Here is a 17,318-nt window from a genome sequence, read left to right on the forward strand (position 1 = left end):
CAGAAACATCAGACACAAAAAATGCAGCCAGAGGCTGCATTTTTTCATCTGTGGAATGTGAAAGCTAATGCCCGGCGGGCTATCAGCTGTCTACAGAACCGCAGAAACGGTAACCTTCACCGTGGATGGTTACAATCAACTCTTCATCGCTCGGCTCGGATTCGAAGTGTTTACGGATCCGGCGGATGGTTACGTCAACAGTACGGTCGTTCGGGCGCAGTTCACGGCCTGTCATTTCCATAATTAGCTGTTCACGGGTAAGAATTTTGCCAGGGTTGCTCAGGAACAGGTGCAGTGCACGGAATTCAGAGCGTGGCAGACGGAATTCCATGCTGCTTGGTGAAATCAGAGAGCGGCTGTCGCCATCCAGAATCCAGCCGTTGAAGCTGACGCGGCTTGGTAAGTCGTCGTCTTCTGCAGAACTGGTAGTACGTGCAAGCAGGTTGCGGGCACGAATAGTTAGTTCACGCGGATTGAAAGGTTTAGTCAGATAATCATCTGCACCGATTTCCAGACCCAGAATACGGTCTACATCGTTGTCACGGCCAGTCAGGAAAATCAGACCTACATTCTTACGGTCGCGTACTTCACGCGCCAGAATAAGACCATTTTTGCCCGGCAGGTTAATATCCATGATAACCAGGTTAATAGAGTGATTTTCGAAGAAATCATGCATCTGATCGCCATTCTCGGCCTCAAACACATTGTAGCCTTCAGCTTCGAATAAGCTCTTTAGTGTGGTACGCGTTACCACTTCGTCTTCAACAATTAATATATTTGGCGTCTGCATGGTGTTTTACACTCTTCTACAATCGATTAAGCTAGCTTCTGACAATTCTAATATCCGGGTGACTATTTTAAAAGCGTTTATCGGATAACTTGTCAACGGTATAAGGATTTGTACAAAATTTACAAGGGCTTATTCACCTTTTAACGGTAAATTTCCGGTTTCAGAGCTTTCGACAGGGAAAATGATAATAAATTCCACGCCGTTTCCTTCTTCACTGGTAATTGAGATGGTGCCGTTCAATGCCTGTGTTACCAGGTTGTAGACCAGATGCATACCCAGTCCGGAACCACCTTGCCCCCGCTTAGTTGTAACAAACGGGTCAAAGATACGTTTGCGGATATCATTCGATATGCCTTTTCCGTTATCTTTGTAAATTAATTTCATTTTTGTCGGTGTCATCATTTCCGCAATGATGTCTATTTCACCGTGTTCTATATGCTCAAAGCCGTGTATGACAGAATTCATGATCAGATTTATTATTATCTGATTGATAGGGCCGGCTTTGGTCTCCACTGATAACGTCGGATCGCAGTCTACGCGAATATCATGATGGAGCTTTTTTAATCTGGGACGTAAGGATAACAGTATCTCATTAACCAGCTGTGCAAAGCAAAATCTGCGGTTACTTTCTGAAGACTGGTCTACCGCAACCTGTTTGAAGCTGGAAATCAGCTCTGCTGCACGGTTAAGGTTCCGGTAGATGATATTCAGGTTTTCCTGACTCTCATTTAAGAACCTGGCCATTGTACTGGCTTTTAGCGTTTTACTCTCGAATTCTTTTTGAATGATGTGCAATCTGTCCAGCATCATGGTGGAAGCCGTAACACCAAGACCAATTGGTGTGTTAACTTCGTGGGCCACACCGGCAACCATATCTCCAAGTGACGCCATTTTTTCGTTCTGAACGATTTGTCGTTGAAACTGGTGTAACTTCTCCAGTGTCTGGATTAACTCCTGGTTGGCATCTTTAAGCGCGTTCGTGCGCTGGCTCACCATATCTTCCAGGCTGGCATTCAGTTTACGGTGCTGCTCCTCCGCCATTTTTTGTTTTTGCATGTATTCCTGGATACGACTCAGCATTACGTTAATCGATTCAGATAAATACGCCAGCTCTCTGATATTGCCGGGTTCAGCACGGGCGGAGTAATCTCTTTGCCGGGACGTTTTACTGAGAAAATCTCCCAGACGCTGGATAGGCGCAGTAATGAGCTTTTGCATTTTGAGAGAAACAATAAAGCAGATCACCAGCATCAGAATAATGACGGTGACAGACGTCAAAATGGACTGCTGGATTTTTTCATTCAGACGATGTGTGGACACCTGAATATAGATGTACCCCGCCGTTGAGGCATCTTCATTCTCGATAGCACGTGCAATTTCAACGATTTCGTTTGAGTAAACCGGACGAAAATAATTACTGACAGAGGACTCTTTCGAACTGGTGCGGGTTTCGCCTTCTTTGGTGTAGTTTGCCACCATTCTGAGCTGACCGGATATATCCTGCTGGTAAATATGCACGTTGAGCAAATCAGGAGAAACCGCCAGGTTTTTAAGTTTATTACCCAGTAACCGTTTATCTCTGTCTGATTGTACTTTAAGAAGGTCGTCTTTAAACAGGGCGGCGAGTAAGTCAATAAAGATAGTGACATCTTCGCGCTGTGCTTCGCGGTAATGATTCACCTGGTTGTAGCCGGACAGACCCGCAGATACAAGCAAAGACGCTGTGGCGATGGCCATAACCATCCACAAAAACAAACTACGTATTGATAGCTGCACAGCGTGCTGACTCATTAAACAGTGTCTTATTCTAAGCGCGTCCCTTCACTCAATAGTGGCTTATAGTTGCGTAAAAATAAAGCAACATCCGTGATTTAATCCTTTAAATCATCGTCCTGTAGAGTGCGAGGTAAGATTCTGCTGACGCTTCCCAGGTGAAACGGGTTTGCATGCCACGGATTTGCATTTCTCTGAACTGCACCGGGTGTTCATAATAGAACAACAGGGCACGGCGGATACACGCCAGCAGCGCCTCTGGTGTCGGGGCATCAAAAACAAAGCCTGTCGCGTTCTCTTTATCCTGACACTGGTCAATGACAGTGTCTTTCAGGCCACCTACTGAACGCACGATGGGTAATGTTCCGTAAGCAAGGCTGTACATCTGATTCAGGCCACAAGGCTCGAACTGGGATGGCATCAGGAAGAAATCCGCGCCGGCTTCCACAAGGTGGGCGTGGTGGGTACTGAAACCGTTTATAAAGGCAAATTGTTGAGGATGATTCTGGGCAAACTCATCCAGATCCATACAAACTGTGGGATCACCGGTACCTACAATGACCATCTGTACGTTGTGGTGCATCAAATCCTGCAAAATAGGGACAAGGTAACCGAAGCCTTTCTGTTCTGTTAAACGGCACACCATGCCCAGCAGCGGCACATCGGGATTTTGAGGTAAATGGCTGAGTTCCTGTAACGCCAGTTTGCAGGTTTTCTTATCGTGTAAGGTGTCGGCAGAATAATTTTGCGGCAGATAGGTGTCGTCCTGCGGATTCCATTGCCCGTAATCACAACCGTTCAGAATACCCGACAAATCTTGCTGGCGCATGACCAGACGGTCGTGCAGGCCGTGTGAGCCCAAGTCTGTAAGCAACTCTTTTGCGTAATTCGGACTGACAGTTGTTACCTTGGTGGCGAATTCGATGCCCGACTGCAACATATTGATGTAGCCGCCGTGGATCTGAGACAAAATCGCAGGGTGATGGCGAAGATAAGGAATGTCGTCCAGTTTGTGCACGCCCTGAAAGGCTGCATTGTGAATAGTAAAAACCGTCTTCGTCTGATTGAAGTAGCCGGACTGATCAAAGCGCAACAGAAATGGCAGCATGGCCGTGTGCCAGTCGTGGCAGTGGATAATATCAGGCTGAATACTCACAGCCTGCAATGCATTCAACGCTGCTCCGCAAAAGAAGCTGAAGCGTTCAGCATTGTCCTGGTAGGCTTCATAGGTACTGCTGTATAAACCATCGCGGGCGAAATATTCAGGATAGTCAATAAAGTAGATATTGAGTCCCTGCCAGGACAACTGTTTGATGTTGTAGTGGTATACCTTACCTTCGGCAAATAATGTCTGTTGTGCACAGGCATCGGCGAGTTTATATTCGTCCGCAATCGCCTTGTAATAGGGCATGATGATGCTGATTTGTTCACCGGCATCCAGTAAAGCCAGAGGCAATGCCTTTCCTACGTCGGCAAGTCCTCCTGTTTTGACTAAATCTTCCACTTCTGAAATGGCGAAAACAATATTCACAACAAGACTCCCGACAACCTCAAAGCAATGGCGCTGCTTTGTTTACCAAACAGTTAAATCAACACCGGTTATGTGATGGTAAACGTTACCACACAGTTCAAAATCTGCCTATCCGCAAATACTCAAATACAATGAAAAGCGGGAATCCTGCGCCACCGTGTGGGTTTGCGGAAAAATATCACCAAGCAGTCCGGGGTAGGGTAAGAACCGGTTGGCAACCATTTGTAATGTGCCTTTTGAGTTCAGGCAGCGGCGGCTGTCTTCAATAAACCGGCGGGTCACTGTGTAATCTGTTTTTACGCCGGTATGAAACGGCGGGTTGGTGACAATGTGTGAGAAAGATTTGTTCACGCCATGCAAGCCGTCTGATGCAATCAGTGTTGCTGACTGCTGATTGGCGGCCAGCGTTCTGGCACTGCAATAAATGGCAAGGGCACTGACATCCAGCAATGTCATATCCAGATGGGGAAAGCGACGGAGCAAATGTGCACCGATAACACCGGCACCACAGGCAAAATCCAGTACTTTACCCCGTAAACGGTCAGATCCTTTGTCCAGCAGCATACGGGTACCGTCATCCAGTTCACCGTGACTGAACACGCCGGGCATGGAAACGACTTCCCATTGGATCCCCTGAACCTCGAATTCTGATTCGTCAATCCAGTCCCCCGGCTTAAACGCTGTTCCCGCTTTCTCAGGCATCACCGTAACCAGACTACAATGCCTTGCTGAGTCTACTTTCTGTGACGGACCGGTCTTTTCAATCAGCTTGCCGATACTCTTAATGCCACCTTTATTTTCACCCACAATGTGAATGCGGCCGCCTTCCTGCAACGCAGAGACAGCCATGGCCAGCAACATCTGCATGTGCGCTTTTGATTTAGGCATATAAATCAGAATGTCAGAAAAACAGGTTTCTGCCGGAATGAACGGGGCAAACAGATGGCGGTGAGCGCCGGTCTTTTGTTCAATGCAAAAGCCGGTCTCAGAATGACTGACATCGCGGCTGTCGAACTCACAGCAGGGGATCACCCGCACACTTTCACTGAAAATGTCGAAGTACTGGTGAAGAAAGGTCACAGGTCTGTGATCTATCTGATCGGCAAAATACGCGTCGGCAGGGTTGATAATCAACCAGTTACCTTCTTCAAAAAGTGCCAGGTTTCTTTCCATTAACTGGCTTTGCGGGCTGAGCATGTGTGTTTTCCGGTTATTTTATTATTCTGTACGTTGGTATATGAGATCCCACACACCGTGGCCAAGCTTTTGTCCACGGACTTCAAACTTCGTTATTGGCCGGTAGTCCGGACGGGGCACATAGTCTCCGTCTGTCGCGGTATTCTCATAGCCGGGAGCCGCATTCATCACTTCCGCCATATACTCAGCGTAAGGTTCCCAGTCTGTCGCCATGTGGAATTTACCGCCGACAGCAAGCTTTTCACGCACCATTTGTACAAATTCAGGTTGTACGATACGACGTTTATGGTGACGCTTTTTATGCCATGGATCAGGAAAGTAGAGTTGAACCCGGGCAAGGCTGCCGTCAGGGATCATTTTCTTAAACACTTCTACCGCGTCGTATTCCATGACACGTAAGTTCGTCAGGCCTCGTTCACCGGCTTCCGATAAACATGCGCCTACTCCGGGACGATGTACTTCAATACCAAAAAAGTTTGATTGCGGGTCGTTCTCTGCCATTTCTACCAGAGATTTGCCCATTCCGAAACCTATTTCCAGCACCACCGGCGCATCGCGACCGTAAAGATCCTGTAAAGACAGCATTTCATCTTCAAACTCAATGCCCATGGTTGGCCAGAAAGATTCCAGCGCTTTAGCCTGTCCTTTGGTTAATCTGCCTTCACGTTTAACAAAGCTGCGTACCTTGCTGATGTAAACGCCGGCGGCTTCCGCCTCTTCCTGATTTTTGTATTGACCCATTTTTTCGTGTCCGCACTATTACCGGTTAAACAGGGGCGGCATTATGCCCGCTGCCCGGGTGATTGCAATATAGAGTGGTTAATTTTACTGCAATTACTGTGGTACTGCTGTGAAATCCGCCGGATTAGTCCACAATCGACTGTAAAATACGGCTCACAGTGTCCGGTTGCTCTAAAAGACACATGTGGCCGGCGCCGGGTACCGGCGTGTATGAGGCTGAAGGAATGGTTTCTGCGGCGTGTTTAAGTACACTGGCTGTGACTACCTGGTCGTCAGCGGCGGCAATGATATGAACAGGGAAGGAGCAGGCTTTCAGTTTGTCTGTCAGCGCTGGTCTTGGCGTGGTCGCTTGTGTGTGAGCCAGTAAGGTGGCCGCACCGAGATCTTTCCCCATGTCCTGCACAACACCGGCTACATCGGGGTTGTTCTGGTGGTCAGGGTGAACAAAGCGGGTAATGTAGGCCGGGCTGTCAGGTTTGAAACTGCCTTTTTTCAACATAGTGACCAGTTGGGCACGGCGTTTTTCTTCTTCTGCAGTTAAACCGTAAGGAGAGCTGGCGATCATCGTCAGTGATGCAACGCTGTCAGGATTATCAATCGCCCAGCGTGCAGCGATATAACCGCCCATGGAAAAGCCGGCAAGGTGCACTTTTTCACCTGCCAGAACACGGTCGGTGGTCAAAGCCAGCATCTCATCCATAGAAGAAGCCCACTGCAAAGGTACGTAGCGACGCTGATGAACCTGCAGTTTCTGCCATACCGGCAACCACACTCTTTCATCACACAATGTGCCCGGAAGGAATAATGTAGGAAGTGACACGCTTAAACCTGCTTAACTTTGGTATTCAGCGCGGCATGTTATCATAGCGGTGTAGCAGAAAGAGTGAATAAATAGCCTAAATGACAAAGCAATTCTCAGAACGTGTACTGGACTGGTTCGATGTGCATGGCCGTAAACATCTTCCCTGGCAGCAGAATATCACGCCCTATGGGGTATGGGTGTCGGAAATCATGCTCCAGCAAACGCAGGTTTCAACAGTCATCCCTTATTACCAGCGCTTTATGAATAGTTTTCCTACGGTAAATGACCTGGCAGATGCATCGCAGGATGCCGTACTGGATCACTGGACGGGATTGGGGTACTACGCCAGAGCCCGCAATCTTCATAAAGCGGCAGGCATTATCGCCGGGCAATATCATGGCCAGTTTCCGGCTACCCTTGATGAGGTTGTCGCTTTACCCGGCATCGGCCGTTCTACTGCCGGTGCTGTATTGTCTATCGCTTGCGGTCAGAATCATCCAATCCTTGATGGCAATGTTAAACGGGTACTGGCGCGGTTCTATGCCGTGGAAGGTTGGCCGGGACAAAAGCCGGTGGAGAATCAGCTATGGGAATATGCCGCTGCGAATACCCCTGAGCAACGTTGTAATCACTACACTCAGGCCATGATGGACTTAGGGGCCATGATATGTACCCGTTCAAAGCCCCGTTGCGATGCGTGTCCGTTGCAAACAGATTGCCTGGCCTTTGCGCAGGGACGGCAAGGCGAGTTTCCAGGTAAAAAGCCAAAGAAAGTCTTGCCTGTTCGGACCACGTCTATGGTGGCAGTGCTTTATCACGGCAGTGTGTTAATGGCGCAGCGTCCTCCGGCCGGCCTCTGGGGCGGATTGTACGGATTTATAGAAACAGATAAAGCGGTCACAGAACTGACAGATGAGTTACCGGTGAGTGTGGGCGAAATGCAAGCGCTTGAGCCTTTCAGGCATACCTTCAGTCATTTTCATCTGGATATTCAGCCCTGGTTGATTTTGGCTGACGGCATTGAGCAGCAGCGGGTTGAGGAAAATAATCAGCGCTGGTTTAATCTTGATGAGCCTTTAGGTGTAGGTACTGCAGCACCCACGCAAAAAATTATCTCGCAAATAAAACAATTCCTTTAGACTATGCCCACATTCGCGGGTTTGTCAGCCCGGCTTAAGGAGACACCATGAGCAGACAAGTATTTTGCCAGCACCTGAATAAAGACGCAGACGGACTGGATTTTCAGCTTTATCCCGGCGAACTGGGAAAGCGTATTTTTGACAATATTTCTAAAGAAGCCTTTGCCGCATGGCAGAAAAAGCAAACCATGCTGATTAACGAACAAAAGCTGAATATGATGGAACCTACAGACAGAAAGTTCCTGGAAGAAAAGATGGAGGCCTTTTTGTTCGAAGGGGTTGAGCCGACCATCGAAGGCTACGTCCCCCCGAAGAAGTAGTGTTAAACGGCTGAAAAATGCACGGGTTGCTGTTTTTTTCTCTGAATTGCGCAACTAATGCGCAGTTGAAAAAAATATGCAGAAAAACGGTTGACTTGAAGCTCGGAAATCCGTTTAATACGCACCCACAGCAGGACAGGCTTTAAAAAGTCTCCTCGCTACCAAGTTTCGCCCAGATAGCTCAGTTGGTAGAGCAGCGGATTGAAAATCCGCGTGTCGGTGGTTCGATCCCGCCTCTGGGCACCATTCTTAGAAGCCTCGCGTAAGCGGGGCTTTTTTGATTCCGGAACCTGAAAATACCATCCGTTCCGGTGCCTTACCTAAAAAATGAAAAGCACGGCAATGAACGGAAAAATAACCGCTGTGACTGCCAGAGCCAGAATCCATTCCCGTCTTTCATCAGCTGCCATCTGCTTTTTATGCTCTTCCCAGGTTTTCATTCCTGTCTCCGTCTTTCATTGAACGTTAAGCATAGCTCAGATAATCATCACTATTACAGCTATCGGCCCGGCAATCAATTCTGGTTGGCCTTCTTTGACCGTCAGCAAATTTTAATGCTTATGGCGCACCGCTAATAGCAGTGCCGGATTGATATTTATCATAGTGGCACCGTGCGGCGGGGGATAGTCTCGGGAGTAAGGTTATTGCTTTTAGTATCTCCGGCTACTCACTTAAGGGTTGTTCATGTCATCTGTATCCGCTTCTGTAAAAAACGCTCAGTCTTCTGCTTCACAAGAATTCAAACAAGGCTACAAAGTGCTGCTGGCTGCGTTGATTGGTGCCGGTTGCGGACTCACATCGGTTTGTTTTTACACGAACAGCGTGTTTGTTGCGGCGATAGATGCAGACATGCCCTGGAGTCGGGGGGAAATTCAGCTCGGAATAAGTATCATGATTTTAGCTGCGGTGATCACAGCACCGCTTACCGGCCTGGTTATCGATCGTTTTGGTGCAAGGGCTGTGGCTTTGGTATCAAAGCCACTTTTTGCACTGAGTCTGATCGGGCTCTCCTTTACAGGCAAACAAATCTGGATGTTTTATACAGGTTGGGTGGTGATGTCTGTGTTGGCCGCCGGCACATTACCCGTAACCTGGACGAAAGTTGTGAACGGGTGGTTTGACCGTGCCAGAGGACTGGCGTTGGGGCTGACTCTGATGGGAACCGGCATCGCAGCGGCTGTCGCACCCGGCTATACAGCCTGGCTGATTACAGAGTTTGGCTGGCGTAATGCCTACGCGCTTTTGGGTATCACTGTCATCGTCATCGCATATGTTCCGCTGCTGCTTTTCTTTCGTGAAGCGGGCAGGGCTAATGTCGTCGGGGCTTCTTCCTCTGAAGCGGAAGACACAAATTTAGTCCCATCCGGACTCAGTCTTAAACAGGCACTGAAGGGTTATAAACTTTGGGCCCTTTGCATAGCTTTATTATGTGTGGCAGTGGGTATTTCCGGGGTTATTACCAATCTGGTTCCTATCCTGACTGACCGGGGCTTGTCAGTAAGTGATGCCGCGCATTTTGCCGGATATATCGGTATCAGTGTTATCGCCGGCCGGCTGCTGGCAGGTTTTCTTATGGACAAGGTTTGGGCACCTGCGGTTGCAGCGCTCTTTTTAGGTATGCCTCTGGTGTCTGCAATCATTTTGCAGCAACCGCTTCTTAATGAGATGGAAATTATGATTGCTGCTCTGATTGTGGGCCTCGCGGCAGGTGCTGAACTGGATATTATGGCGTATCTCATCAGCCGCTACTTCGGGCTGGCGCATTACGGTTCGCTGTATGGCTTTCTCTATATTTTCTTTTCGGTGGGAGCCGGGCTGGCGCCATTCGTCTTTGGCCGTTCTTTTGATGCCTCTGGCAGCTATGATTTCACGTTACATGCTGTGGCCATACTCTCTGCAACAGGAGCCGGATTAATCATTACACTGGGCCGCTACCCTGAACAGATGAAGCACTGATAAATACAGCCCGTTTTACCTTAAGAGAGTATCGGCTCAAATTTACACCAGAGTCTGTGATATACTTGGATGAACTGCAACACGCATCTCTTCATTTTTTATTTCAAAGGTTCTTCTATTATGATTCATCCCCGTTATGCACCGGTGGTTTTTGCATTATTCATGGCTTTCTTCATGTCCGGCATTATGTCGCTGGTAGTAACCACAATTAATATCGGTTTTACAGACGTGCTGATTGTTAGCTGGCTGAACTCCTGGCCGCTGACGTTTGCCATCGCTTTTCCGGTGATTATGGTGGTGTCGCCGGTGGTAAAGCGTATTGTTATGCGCCTTGTGGCAACAGAGGTGACCGCGCAGAGGTGAAGGGTTAACCCGGCAATAGCGCCAGTGCTGCGAGTAAGGTCATGATAATAACCAGCCAGCGGTAGTGAGCTTCACTGATACGTTTTACCAGCCAGATCCCGCAATATACCCCTGCAATGATGAGTGGCAGAGCGAGCAAATTCAATTTCAGGCTTTCCCAGCTGATGGTCTCCCACACAAAAACATGAAAAGGGACTTTAAACAGGTTGATGACAAGGAAAAACCAGGCAGCAGTACCAATAAATACATTTTTGGGTAACCGCATACTCAGCAGGTAAACAGCCATCACAGAGCCGGCCAGATTGCCTACCATAGTGGTGAATCCCCCCATGACACCGGTCAGCACAGCAAACGTTGTATTATCAGGCACGTCGGCCTTTCGCTTTTCCAGCCATAGCATTAACGCCACACTGGCGAAAATAATCACCGCCATGACCCGCATGAACATACCGTCGTCGATGTGGTCGCCCAGCCACGTGCCAAGCAATACTCCGGCAATCGCAGGAGGAAACAGTTTCATCAGAAACTGCCAGTTTGCGTGTCTGTGATAGTGATAGACTGCAAAAATATCAGCCGCAATCAGCATTGGCAGCATGATGCCTGACGAACCTTTTCCGCCGAACAGTATGGCAAGTAAGGGAACTGACAGCAGAGATGTACCATGGATGCCGGCCTTGGCCAGACCGACCATAAAGCCAATTGCCAGCACGATGCTGATGTCTGTAAACGAAAGTTGTTCGATAAACAAAAAGAAGCTCCTCAGATTGACTTCTCTGACGAAGAATAAAAGCGTCAGCGTTGAGGCGGGGATGAAAAAATAAATTATAAAGCACTTACAACAGGGAACAAACCATGAAACGAATGAAGAGCAAACGACTCACGTGTGGCATAGCAGTGCTGCTTGCCCTCTCCGTATCGCAGGCCATGGCGGCTCCGGGGTATTACCGTGAACCGGTTTTGCATAATGACCAGCTGATATTCAACGCTGAAGGCGATCTCTGGTCTGTAGATTTGAACACTAAGAATGGCGGTCAGTTTGGAGCGACAAGGTTAACTACCCAACGGGCAGAAGAAACCCAGCCGGTTATTTCTCCTGATGGCACACAACTGGCATTTGTTGCTAACTATGAAGGCACGACAGAAGTTTACATAAAACCTGTGAGTGGTGGTGTAGCAAAGCGTGCCACCTTCGAAAATGCGGCAGTTAAACTGCACCAGTGGACGACATCCGGCGCGCTCCTTTACAGCACGAACAGCCATACAGGACCAGCCAATAATTATGTTCTTAAACTGCTGGAGCCGGACTCTGGCAAGGTCTCTACTTTACCTCTCGCTGATGCCGTAGAGGGGGTCATTGATGACAAAGGTGAGTGGCTCTACTTTGTTCGTTTTGGCTTACAGGTTTCTGGCGACAATGCAAACTATTATCAGGGTGGAGCAAAAGGTGAACTCTGGCGATGGAAACTGCATTCCGGGCTGGAGGCTGAGCGGTTAACAGCAGACCATAACGGTTCTGTACGCACCCCAATGCTGGCAGACAACCGCATTTATTTTATCAGTAACCAGGATGGCCCGGACAGCCTCTGGTCGATGACTCCCGACGGTAAATCTTTGCGAAAAGAATCCGGAACAGCAGACTGGACGGTACGCGGTGCCAGTGCCGACAGCAACCGGATTGTGTACCAGCAGGGTGCGGATTTAGTGTTGAAAGACTTGTCATCAGGCAGCAGCGAAATTGTACCGGTTCAGCTGATTTCAGATTTTCCCTACCTGCGGGAACACTGGGACAATGCGCCTCTTGAGTTCCTTACCAATACGGCCTTCGCGCAATCTGGTGATGCTGTTGTGCTGACGGCCAGAGGCCGCATTGCTATTGCCAGAACAGATGGTTCAAGATTGGTTGAAGTGGATACGCCGGAAGATTCACGCAGCCGGAAAGCCCTGCTCAGTCATGACGGGAAGTGGGTTTATGCATTAAACGACGCCAGCGGTGAAACGGAGATCTGGCGTTTTGCAGCAGATGGTTCTGACCAGGCTGAGCAACTCACAAAAAATGGTGATGCGTTTCGCTGGCAGTTATCCCTTTCACCTGACGGTAAGTGGCTTGCCTTCGACGACAATGAGGGAAAGGTTCAGGTTCTCAATACTTCTGATAGCACGGTGTCCACGGTACTGGACGACAGTGACGGATTGTTTGCCACCCCGGACCTGGTGTGGTCTGCGGACAGCAAACTGCTGGCTGTCAGCCGTAATATTTTAGGTAACGAGCGCAACAGTATTTATCTGTATGCCATGGCTGAACAGCGGGGGATGGAAGTAACATCGGATAAATACCAGTCTTACTCTCCGGCGTTCAGTGCAGACAGTCAGTGGCTTTATTTTCTGTCTGACCGGCATTTTGTTGCTTCACCGTCGAATCCCTGGGGCGACCGTGCCATGGGGACTGCCTTTGACAAACCGACACAAATTTTTGCTCTTGATCTTACCGGTAACGGTGATTTCAGTTTTGCCGCGCCAACCGAGCTGAACCGTAAAATTAAAGGCTCAGAAAAAGATGAAACGGGGTCAGAGCAGGAAGGTGAGCAGTCCGGCTCCGTTGTAAAATGGGATGGCCTGACTTCGAGACTCTGGCAGGTGCCAGTCAGTCCGGCTAACTACGGTCATCTGACTATGACTGACTCAACCTTATTTGTAACGGAACAAAGTGGCAGCGCAGCCGTGCTGAAAGGGATGGCAATTAAGCACGACGGTAAGCTGAAGGCGGTGACCTCCGGTGTGGCCGGTTATGCCTTATCCGCAGACGGAAAGTCCCTGTTTGTACACAAACAGGGTAAGGGCAATAAGCACATGTATATCGTGCCTGCCAGTACCAGTTTTCCGAAAGACTTGTCAGGTAAGCAACTCGATACAGCAGGCTGGCAAATGCGCATTACGCCGCAGCAGGAATGGGCGCAGATGTTCCATGATGCCTGGCTGATGCACAGGGAGTCACTGTTCGATCCGGCGATGCGGGGGCTCGACTGGAAACAGGTAGAAAAAAAATACGCTCCGCTGCTTGCACGTGTAACACACCGGAGTGAACTGAATGACGTTTTTGCCCAGATGATGGGAGAGCTCAATGCGTTACACAGTCAGGTGCGGGGCGGTGAAATGCCGGAAGATAAAAATGCAGCCAAAGCGGCCATGTTGGGCGGCATCCTTGACGACACCGCTGATGGTGTACTTCTTTCCCACATTTACCGTTACGACAGTGAAATTCCGGCAGAGGCACCACCTCTGGCAAAGCCTGGTACCGATGCGAAAGAAGGCGACATTGTCCTTGCGGTGAATGGCCATGAAACACAAACCCGTGCAGACGTAGTACGGGCGCTCATGAACACCGCCGGCAAGCAGGTGTTGCTGACACTGAAACGGGATGAGGAAGTAGTGAAAACCGTTGTTACCCCGACAGATGTGAATACAGATTTTGCACAGCGCTACCGTGACTGGGTACTGGCGAACAGCGAAAAAGTGAATCAGGAAGATGCTGATATTGGCTATCTGCACCTCTATGCAATGGGGGGTAATGATGTCGCGTCGTTTGCGCGGGAGTTCTATGCCCAGTATAAAAAGGATGGCTTAATCATTGATGTCAGGCGTAATCGTGGTGGTAACGTGGACAGCATGATCCTGGAGAAGCTGCTCCGGCGGGTATGGATGTTCTGGCAGTATCCTACCGGTAGCGTGGGCACAAACATGCAGCAAACATTCCGTGGTCACCTTGTGGTACTGGCCGATCAGTTTACCTATTCAGATGGCGAAACTTTCACTGCCGGAGTAAAAGCAATGCGCCTGGCTCCGGTTATCGGCAAGCAGACCGCAGGTGCCGGTGTGTGGCTTACCGGACGCAACCGCGTTGCCGATAATGGTATGGCGCGGGTGGCTGAGTTTCCTGTATTTGCTGCAGACGGACGCTGGATAACTGAAGGGCGGGGGATCAGTCCGGACAGGGAAGTCGATAATCTTCCGTATGCAACATTTAACGGAAAAGACGCTCAGCTGGACGCTGCAATCCGCTATTTAAAAGAGCAGATAAAACTGAATCCGGTAAACCCGCTGGAAGGGGAGACACTGCCGGATGTCCGCACACCGGCGCATGATATCCGGCCGTAGGACAGAGCAGCAGGTCTATACTTTAGTTTACTTTTTGGCCAGTTAGTGTTGTTATGATTGTCTAAAAAACATGGAGTGTGTCATGAAAACAAATACTTTCGTAGCAACATTTCTGGCCTTACTGACAGGGAGTTTGTCTGCCAATGCTACCGGCAAGGAGCCGGAATTCCTCAAGTATTACCCGACGTGTGATTACGACGTACTCGATACCACTGTAGTGAGTGTGATGTCTTATGTACGCGGTGACAGAATCAGCGACGCTGCGCACAAAGAAATGATGGCTGAGGCCAGGGACGATCTGTTTTACGAAGCCCTTGATGTCGATGCACAGGGTGTTGCGGTATTACGGACAAAATTTCAGCAAACCAGCAATGACCGTGGCATGTTAAGGGTAACGGCCCAGTTGTTATCTGAATGCAAAGATGGCAGTGAATATGTTGATGGCGATCTGACCCCGTTTACTCCGGACGGATTCAAACAATTCGGCATGAATGTCATCCGCGCCAGACAAACGGTCTCAGTGCCGGCGTTTGACGCTTCCGATGATAAAACCCCGCCACTGCCTCAAAGTACTGAAGTCAGTATCGGGCAGGGCATGTATGGCATCAAACCCGGTGATAAGCAGGAAAAAGTAGAAAAACTTTTCGGAACGCCCTCTTTTACGTTCAGGCAGGATGAGCACTGGACAATGCTTGCCTATGGCCGCTCCCACTGGATTACCCTGAAAGACGGCATCGTGGCAGAGGCCCGGTACGGCTCAGCATTTTTTGGTAATGAACTGACCAACTTTTTCTTTTTTGATGATCGCTTCGACTACCGTAAGTGGTCAATTAATGGCATCGGGAAGGGAGAGAGTTATTCAGGCAAACAGCAAATGTCTTTCAGACAGGGAGATATTACCCTTACGCTCACCGGCGAAACCTATCTGGTGAACGATCAGAAAGACGTAGAGCGGGAAGCTACCGGTTTTGTATTGCGCAATGAAAAAGTGATGGCGTCGTTACCTGAATTTACATGGCAGGAAAACAATGAGGCTGTGGCATTTCTGGATGACTTTACAAATCGGGACGACAACGGGGAAAGTCTGGATATCTCCGCACTGCCCGGTGAAAAGATTGGCTGGACGAACCGGCGATTTGGCAAAGGGTATGTGTTAATAAACCCCTGGACGCTGGTAGAAGTCATCGGCCGGAATGTCAGTAAGGTCAATGTCAGCCCTGACTTTATTCAAAATGAATACACCCAAAATCATCACTGGCGCTTTGCGCAGTTCTTTAAAGGGCAATCTAAAAACGATGCCTTATCTGCGGTGGGCGAGGACAGTTTCGTGATGAATGATGTTATCGAAGTGGAAGCGCCTAATTATCTGTATAAAGTCTATATGTCAGAAATAAACGGCAAAGAGCAGGTGTACAGCATGGAAATGCGTATTTTTTAACGTACCTACGCCCGTACAACGCGCTGCGTCCTCTACTCAGGACGCAGTTGAATATACGAGCGTGACATCAGCTGGTTGTATACGCCTTCAATATTCAGTGGCATCCATTCCTCAAACATTTTCAATTCTGACCACGGGCTGAGCGCTTTAGTGGTCTGTATTTCCTCTAACGATTTGCCAGCCAGAATACCTTCCAGCACGGTGTCATGCAGGGTCACCAGATAATTTCTGTAGTTTTCCACATCCCTGTAGCTACCTGTGTCTGCGTGCCCGCCGATAAACAAATTGAAGGGCTGCTTCAGCACCTCTTCTACCGAAACTATCATTCCTTCAATGTCGTATCCCATTAAATCTTTATAGGGTAAACGTCCCAGTGTGATCCAGTCGGTCACCATCAAAATGTTGCCGGGCTGAATCCTGATAGCCACGTTGCCATAACCGTTATTTGGCCCCAGGTAACGCATTTCAATCGAACTTTCGCCGGCGTGCAGGATGAAGGTGTCACTGAAAACCAGCTTCGGGATAGTCGTCTGCGCTTTTGTTCGTACTAAGTTAGCTCTCGCATCTTCGTGACTGATAAAAACTGTATTACCGTCATCGAACACGTTGCCACCGTAACTATGGTCAGGATGGCTGTGACTGTAGATCACGTAACGTACTGGTTTATTAAAGCGCTCTTTTACTTCTTTTTTCAGCCAGTTTGCAGCATCCGTGTTTAGCGGGTCGACGACCACTATACCGTCGCTGGTATTGATCACCACGGAGCGGTAGTTTCCGGCCACATACCGGTAAACATCATTTCCGGTATCTTCGAGGCGATATTCCTGCGCTGATGCCGGAGAGATTATGCAAATGGTTATGAGAATATATCTGGTGAGAAATGACATAAGTGGGTCCGGAGTAACGTGTGATGGCTCTAATTTCAGTTATATAAATGTATAACTATGTATGTTTGTCACTGATTTCACTGATAATTTCAGTATCTTCTTTCATGCGACTCATTCTTATTTCAATGTTAAGCGATTAATTTATAGTCAAAATTTAATGCTTACACTATCTTTGTCGCAAATGTCGTTAAAATTCACTATTGTCGCCAAATAACCAAAAGTATAATTT

At 48.7% G+C, this 17,318-nt stretch carries 14 protein-coding genes and 1 tRNA gene; 7 read left to right on the forward strand and 8 right to left on the reverse strand.

From position 1 onward, the window contains the following. Window positions 1-82: 82 nt before the first annotated feature. From arcA to ACXAH4_RS02235, 6 genes are all read right to left on the reverse strand, one after another. Window positions 83-790, reverse strand: coding sequence for a two-component system response regulator ArcA (gene arcA, locus ACXAH4_RS02210; RefSeq protein ID WP_474880535.1), 708 nt, complete (start codon window positions 788-790; stop codon window positions 83-85). A gap of 129 nt (window positions 791-919) precedes the next feature. After that, the gene (locus tag ACXAH4_RS02215) at window positions 920-2,581 is read right to left on the reverse strand and encodes a sensor histidine kinase (RefSeq protein ID WP_119502848.1); all 1,662 of its coding nucleotides are present in this window, start codon (window positions 2,579-2,581) and stop codon (window positions 920-922) included. A gap of 88 nt (window positions 2,582-2,669) precedes the next feature. After that, window positions 2,670-4,094 carry a glycogen synthase GlgA gene (gene glgA / locus ACXAH4_RS02220; protein ID WP_474880537.1) on the reverse strand — a complete coding sequence of 475 codons (1,425 nt, stop codon included), beginning with the start codon at window positions 4,092-4,094 and terminating at the stop codon, window positions 2,670-2,672. Window positions 4,095-4,202: 108 nt separating this feature from the next. Beyond that, entirely contained in the window at window positions 4,203-5,291 is a 1,089-nt protein-coding gene (locus tag ACXAH4_RS02225) for a methyltransferase (protein ID WP_474841641.1), read from the reverse strand. Between the two features lie 21 nt (window positions 5,292-5,312). Then, entirely contained in the window at window positions 5,313-6,032 is a 720-nt protein-coding gene (trmB, locus tag ACXAH4_RS02230) for a tRNA (guanosine(46)-N7)-methyltransferase TrmB (RefSeq protein WP_474880539.1), read from the reverse strand. A 124-nt stretch (window positions 6,033-6,156) separates the two neighbouring features. Next, the gene (locus ACXAH4_RS02235; protein ID WP_474880541.1) at window positions 6,157-6,852 is read right to left on the reverse strand and encodes an alpha/beta fold hydrolase; all 696 of its coding nucleotides are present in this window, start codon (window positions 6,850-6,852) and stop codon (window positions 6,157-6,159) included. An 80-nt stretch (window positions 6,853-6,932) separates the two neighbouring features. On the opposite strand from ACXAH4_RS02235, the gene mutY reads away from it, so the two are divergent. The 5 genes from mutY (at window position 6,933) to ACXAH4_RS02260 (ending at window position 10,612) form a co-directional block, all read left to right on the forward strand. After that, the gene (mutY, locus tag ACXAH4_RS02240; protein WP_474880543.1) at window positions 6,933-7,973 is read left to right on the forward strand and encodes an A/G-specific adenine glycosylase; all 1,041 of its coding nucleotides are present in this window, start codon (window positions 6,933-6,935) and stop codon (window positions 7,971-7,973) included. Between the two features lie 47 nt (window positions 7,974-8,020). Next, a complete protein-coding gene (locus ACXAH4_RS02245; RefSeq protein ID WP_474864499.1) occupies window positions 8,021-8,293 on the forward strand; it encodes an oxidative damage protection protein in 273 nt (90 codons plus the stop codon). A 170-nt stretch (window positions 8,294-8,463) separates the two neighbouring features. Continuing rightward, window positions 8,464-8,539 (forward strand) — tRNA-Phe (locus ACXAH4_RS02250). A 438-nt stretch (window positions 8,540-8,977) separates the two neighbouring features. Beyond that, a complete protein-coding gene (locus ACXAH4_RS02255) occupies window positions 8,978-10,249 on the forward strand; it encodes an MFS transporter (protein WP_474880545.1) in 1,272 nt (423 codons plus the stop codon). 120 nt (window positions 10,250-10,369) lie between these two features. Continuing rightward, window positions 10,370-10,612, forward strand: a complete 243-nt coding sequence (locus ACXAH4_RS02260) for a DUF2798 domain-containing protein (RefSeq protein WP_474848304.1) — start codon at window positions 10,370-10,372, stop codon at window positions 10,610-10,612. A gap of 4 nt (window positions 10,613-10,616) precedes the next feature. Here ACXAH4_RS02260 and ACXAH4_RS02265 read toward each other — a convergent pair whose 3' ends face one another. Then, window positions 10,617-11,360, reverse strand: a complete 744-nt coding sequence (locus ACXAH4_RS02265; RefSeq protein ID WP_474880547.1) for a sulfite exporter TauE/SafE family protein — start codon at window positions 11,358-11,360, stop codon at window positions 10,617-10,619. Window positions 11,361-11,473: 113 nt separating this feature from the next. Here ACXAH4_RS02265 and ACXAH4_RS02270 point away from each other — a divergent pair, with 113 nt between their 5' ends. Further along, entirely contained in the window at window positions 11,474-14,764 is a 3,291-nt protein-coding gene (locus ACXAH4_RS02270; RefSeq protein WP_474848811.1) for a S41 family peptidase, read from the forward strand. Between the two features lie 82 nt (window positions 14,765-14,846). Further along, a complete protein-coding gene (locus tag ACXAH4_RS02275; protein WP_474841627.1) occupies window positions 14,847-16,202 on the forward strand; it encodes a hypothetical protein in 1,356 nt (451 codons plus the stop codon). A gap of 32 nt (window positions 16,203-16,234) precedes the next feature. On the opposite strand, the gene ACXAH4_RS02280 is transcribed toward ACXAH4_RS02275, so the two are convergent. After that, complete coding sequence (locus ACXAH4_RS02280) at window positions 16,235-17,089, reverse strand: MBL fold metallo-hydrolase (protein WP_474841623.1); 855 nt, start codon at window positions 17,087-17,089, stop codon at window positions 16,235-16,237. Between the last annotated feature and the right edge of the window lie 229 nt (window positions 17,090-17,318).

It is taken from the genome of Alteromonas sp. ABV2_168, from assembly GCF_056161165.1.